The 4,867-nt window shown below is 67.0% G+C and carries 6 protein-coding genes; all 6 read right to left on the bottom strand.

Going from position 1 to position 4,867, the window contains the following annotated elements; all coding sequences use genetic code 11:
* Positions 1-1,077, bottom strand: a 1,077-nt coding sequence (locus WBV89_RS06545) for a wax ester/triacylglycerol synthase domain-containing protein (protein ID WP_423980527.1), incomplete at its 3' end; no start/stop codon positions are given.
* Between the two features lie 8 nt (positions 1,078-1,085).
* Positions 1,086-1,673 carry a phosphatase PAP2 family protein gene (locus WBV89_RS06540; protein WP_423980526.1) on the bottom strand — a complete coding sequence of 196 codons (588 nt, stop codon included), beginning with the start codon at positions 1,671-1,673 and terminating at the stop codon, positions 1,086-1,088.
* Positions 1,670-2,536: a RecB family exonuclease gene (locus WBV89_RS06535; protein WP_423980525.1), complete on the bottom strand. Its 867-nt coding sequence runs from the start codon at positions 2,534-2,536 to the stop codon at positions 1,670-1,672. Before WBV89_RS06535 ends, WBV89_RS06540 begins: the two co-directional genes overlap by 4 nt.
* A 204-nt stretch (positions 2,537-2,740) precedes the next feature.
* Positions 2,741-3,571 carry an alpha/beta fold hydrolase gene (locus WBV89_RS06530; RefSeq protein ID WP_423980524.1) on the bottom strand — a complete coding sequence of 277 codons (831 nt, stop codon included), beginning with the start codon at positions 3,569-3,571 and terminating at the stop codon, positions 2,741-2,743.
* 100 nt (positions 3,572-3,671) lie between these two features.
* A complete protein-coding gene (locus tag WBV89_RS06525; protein ID WP_423980523.1) occupies positions 3,672-3,941 on the bottom strand; it encodes a hypothetical protein in 270 nt (89 codons plus the stop codon).
* On the bottom strand, positions 3,938-4,867 hold a 930-nt coding region (locus tag WBV89_RS06520), incomplete at its 5' end, for an acyl-CoA dehydrogenase family protein (RefSeq protein WP_423980522.1). The genes WBV89_RS06520 and WBV89_RS06525, both read right to left, overlap by 4 nt.

Genomic DNA, 4,867 nt, shown 5'->3' with positions numbered 1-4,867 from the left:
GTCGAGCGATGCCGAACGCGACGCTTCGACGGCTGTCTCGGTGGCGGTATGGATCGCGCGGAAACGCTCGTCGACGGCCATGTCACCGGTCGGGACCAACATCCGCACCAGCGAGAAGGCGTTGGCGCCCGAGTCGGCGGTGCGGGTGCTGATCGCCATCGACGCCCGGAGCGCGTCGACGGGCGCTCCGAGTTCGCGGTGGTATCGGCCGACCGCGTCGGTGGCGATGGTCATGAACGCCGTGTTCAAGGTGCCACCGAGAACCGTCGCTGCATCCTTCGTGGGTCGGAACGGAGCCGACGCCACCTCGAGATGTCGGCGCAGCGAACGCTCGTTCCACAACGGGCTCCGCGCCCCGTCGGTGTCGCCGAGTTGACCCAGGATGCCGCGCAGCGTGTCGGTCGCCGCGTTGCTCGCCGCGGGGATCTGGCCAGGATCGGCGAGCAGATCACGGACCTGACGGGTGATCCCGAGCGGGATGCGCAACGACGCAGCGAGCAGGTCGCGCACCACTTCCACCGTGTCATTGTCGGCTGCGATCTCGGACGCTTCGTCGATGACATCGGGATCGGGAGTTGCCGGTGGCTCGGTCTCACGTTCGAAGTCGAGGAACTCGAGCGACAGCTGGACGCCGCTCTCGCCGTCCGCGATGGTGTGATGCATCTTCTGGATCAGTGCGGCCCGTCCATCGGCGAGTCCTTCCACGACGGTGAACTGCCAGAGCGGTCGGAGTCGGTCGAACGGGTCAGCGACAAGCGCGCTGGCGAGATCGAGCAGAGTGCGTTCGTCTGCGGGCGCGGGGAGAGCGACGCGACGAACGTGGTGGTCGATGTCGAAGTCGCTGTCGTCGACCCAGGTCGGGGGAGCGATGTTGCCGGGTCTGCTGCGCACGACCTGGCGGAGTCGGGGGATGATCCGTGCGGCTCGCTCCATGCGTCGCCGGAAGAGGTCGAAGTCCGGCGGCCGGTCGAGGAAGCTGACGTTTCCGAAGGTCGAGGAGAGGTGGGGGTCCTTCTCGAGACGCCACATCAGGCCCTCGGCGTCGGACATCTTCGAGTCGTAGACGATCCCGCTCATGGCGCCGATCAGAGTAGGTCGCCGGCTCCGAGCCTCCGAATCACGCGTCGGGTGAGCAGTGCGAGGAATCCGCCGGTGACGATGCCGGCCACGACATCGGACGCGTGATGGATGCGGACGTAGGCCCGGCTGGTGGCGACCGTGAACGCGGCCGCGTAGATCATGGTGGTGACCGGATTGCTGGTGCGGTGAGCGAGCAACGTTGCCGCAAATGTGGCGGAACTGGCATGGCCCGAGGGGAACGAGGATGTCGCGGGCCGCCGGACCTCAAGGCCGTCCTCGCCGTCGATGGTGGGACGAGATCGATTGAAGATACGTTTGATGCCCTGGTTCACGATCAGACTCTCGAGGCCGATCAGTCCGGCGAACATCACGATGCGACGGGGATTGCGGTTGCGGATCCCCAGCAGCAGGTTGATCGAATGCCAGATCATGCTGAAGTCGCCGACGTGGCTGGCGACGGTGAAGATGCGGTCGAGCACCGGATTTCCCCGGAACGGTTGCATCGCTCGGTCGGCGGTCTCGTCGAAGCGTTCGACGAGCGGACCGAGGTCGTGCTGCCCGGGGACGTGTTCGGGGAGTGGATGGTCGGTCATCCGGTGGCGGCCGGAGCGGTGAGAAGTGCCTCGTAGGCGGCGGTGGCCTCGGCTTCGGCGCGGTCGGGATCCCCGCCGAATGCGGGACACCACTGACGGAAGCCGCACCAGTCGCAGAGTCGACTCTGGTTGGGACGGAAATCACCCGTCGTACACGCGCGTTCGACCGCCTTCCACACCGCGCTGGTGCGCGTGTCGATGAATCGGACCGACTGAGCCGATGGCACGGTTTCGATCGTCTCCCCACTCGACAGGTACATCAGCCGGATCTTGGCGGGCCGTCGCCCGAGGACCGCCTCACACAGGAAGGAGTAGAAGTGCACGCCCGCGAGGCTCTTCTGCTCGTATCGGCCCGACGGTGCACGTCCGGTCTTGTAGTCGGTGACGACCAACTCTCCGTCGTCGTCGAGTTCGAGACGGTCGATGATCCCGCGGAGCTCGAGTGATCCGACGGGTGCGGCCATCCGCACCTCGAGACCGATGTCTCGAATCGTCGTCGGATCCTCCATGTCGAAGTACCGCTCGATCAGCTTGTCGCAGTCGGCGCGGAAGGCCTGCGCGGCCGCATCGTCGAGCTGCAACCCGACGTAGTCGGGATCGGTCGCGTACTCGTCGAGTGCTCCGCTCAGGGTCGTGGCGAGCGCCTCTGGCGTGCGCTCGATGGGGTCGAGGACGAACAGCAGCTCGAGCGCACGGTGCACGACCGACCCGCGCGTGGTGGCCACGCCGGGGGGTTCGGGGAGGCGCTGCACCGACGAGAACCGGAACTGCATCGGGCACGACGTGAACGATGACACCCGCGACGGCGACAGCGACGACGGGATCGGCCACACGGGAGTGTCGGCCTCGGCGAGATCGGTCATGGCTCCCACTGTACGGACGGGGTACCTCGGAGTTGGCACCCACTCATCCGGCACCACATCTGCACACGGGTGAGTTGTGAGACAAGCAGGTCGTCTCACATCTCACCGGGGGAGGATGTGTGGGCGCTCCGGTGAGAGTTCGGGCGGAGGGGTCGTCTCACATCTCACCGGCGCGGGTGGGGCGGCGGGTGAGCGTGCGGGTGTTCAGGGGGTGGGGATCGAGAGGGCGAAGTCGGCGATCAGGTCGGCGGTACCCGCGGGGTCGATGAACGGCCCGAAGTGGTTCGAATCGGGTTGCTCGACCAGCACCGAGTTCGGGAGCCGCTCGGCGATCTTCGGCGCGACCTCCGCTGGTCCCATCTCGTCGCCGCTCGCGATCACGACGACGCGGGTGTGGATCTCGGGAAGGAGGTCCCAGGTGGTGTGCGCGGCTCCGGTCTCGAATGTGCGCGCCTCGTGCTCGGGGGCGCACGTCAGGCGAACACCCTCGGGAGCGGGGCGGAACCCGTGCGCCACGTACAGCCGGAGCACGTCGGGGTCGAAGGCCTGCATCGGCGGCTTCGACGCGTAGTTGGCGATCGCGGCTTCGAATGAGTCGAATGATTCCCGTCGGCGACGCGCCCCCTCGACCATCATCGACGGCTCGGACTCGGAACGGTCGACGTCGGTCGGGAACACGATCGGTTCGAACGCGATGATCAGGTCGAACAACCCGGGATCGCGCTGAGCGGCCATCAGCAGCCCGGCGCCGCCCATCGAGTGGCCGAACCCGACGAGGCCGCCGTCGGGAGCAATGGCGCGAGCTGCAGCGAGTGCGTCGTCGCCGTACCGATCCCAGTCGACCTGCCAGTCGTCGGGGCGCGGCGTGGACCCGTGTCCCCGGTAGTCGAGCGCGAAGCAGTCGAATCGATCGTTGAGCCGATCGGCGATCGGGAGATAGCAGTAGCCGTGGAACCCGGTGGCGTGGGACAGCAGCAGCGGTCGCCCGGATCCCCCGAACTCGTGGATTGCAACGCTGACCTGGTCTGACGACATCACTCGCACGAGGTCATCATCGTCGGACCTGCTCGTCGGGTGCCAATCCTGCCGGAGCGACGCGCCGTGACAGGCGTCGCATCGGCGTGCCGGTGGAGCGTCAGTCGTCGTCGCGACGTGTGCGGCGCCACCAGATCGAGAACAGCCGGTCGAGCAGGATCCCGAGGACGATCGAGATCACGATCGCCACCCACAGCCGGATCTCCTGGTCGACCCAGAGGAACTGTGCGGTGACCTTCTCGCCGTTCTGGATGACGAAGATCAGGCAGAGGATCGCGACGACACCTGCGAGGATCAGCGCGATCGGCGGCCCGGAATCGTCATCGCCTCCGAATTCTCCGTCGGGGATGTCGTTTCGTCGATCGATCATGTTCCACTCACTTCCGGTCGAGGTTCTCGCGGCAGCCCCAGCAGCCGCTCTCCGATGATGTTCCGTTGCACTTCGCTGGTCCCGCCGGCGATGCGGCCGCCGGGTGCGGCCAGCATGCCAGACGCGTCACCCCCGTCGAGGAGACCATCGGCCCCGGCGAGATCGCCGCGCAGCATCGCCGCGTCGAACGTCATCTGGGTGATCCCGAGCTTCGTCAGCGAGGCGGCCGTCGAGGCGACCGGTCCCTGGCGCTGGGCCATCGACTTGTAGGCGGTCGCGACGGAGACGAGGCGCATCATCTCCTGGCGGGCACTCGGATCGAGCGTTCGTCCCTCGGCCAGGCGCATCATCTTGTCGAGTCGGCGCTGGAGCGTGATGACCGCCGTGCCGATGTGTCCCCGTTCGTTGGTGAGGACCGCCATCGCGACGCCCCAGCCACCGTGTTCGGGGCCGAGCAGGGTCTCGACCGGCATCTCGACGTCGGTGAAGAACACCTCGTCGAATTCGGCTTCGCCGGTCATCTGCTTCAACGGACGGATCTCGATCCCGGGCAGGTCCATCGGGCACAGGAAGAACGAGATCCCCTCGTGTTTGCCGGCATCGGGGTCGGTCCTGGCCATCAGGATTCCCCAGTTGCTGTAGCGACCGCCCGAGCACCACACCTTCTGACCGTTGACGATGTAGCGGTCGCCGTCGCGAACCGCACGGGTCGAGAGGGATGCGAGGTCGCTTCCGGATCCCGGCTCGGAGAAGAGTTGGCACCAGACGTGGTCGGCATCGAGCGATGCGCGCAGGTGTCGCTGCCGTTGCCCGGGGGTTCCGTAGCGGAGGATCGCGCCGCCGGTGAGGACGAGGCCGACCATGTTCAGGAACGGTGGGACCCCGGCCCGGGCGCACTCGAGCAGCCAGACGCCGTTGTGCTCGGC

Source organism: Ilumatobacter sp., assembly GCF_049588435.1.
Taxonomy (GTDB): Bacteria; Actinomycetota; Acidimicrobiia; order Acidimicrobiales; family Ilumatobacteraceae; genus Ilumatobacter_A.
Note: the sequence above shows the minus strand (reverse complement) of the source record. Positions and strands in the feature narration are given on the sequence as shown.

Bases quoted from the DNA above. Each gene is read 5' to 3' on its own strand.
- WBV89_RS06540 (WP_423980526.1), bottom strand. From the start codon at position 1,673: ATGACCGACCATCCACTCCCCGAACACGTCCCCGGGCAGCACGACCTC.
- WBV89_RS06525 (WP_423980523.1), bottom strand. From the start codon at position 3,941: ATGATCGATCGACGAAACGACATCCCCGACGGAGAATTCGGAGGCGAT.
- WBV89_RS06535 (WP_423980525.1), bottom strand. From the start codon at position 2,536: ATGACCGATCTCGCCGAGGCCGACACTCCCGTGTGGCCGATCCCGTCG.
- WBV89_RS06530 (WP_423980524.1), bottom strand. From the start codon at position 3,571: ATGTCGTCAGACCAGGTCAGCGTTGCAATCCACGAGTTCGGGGGATCC.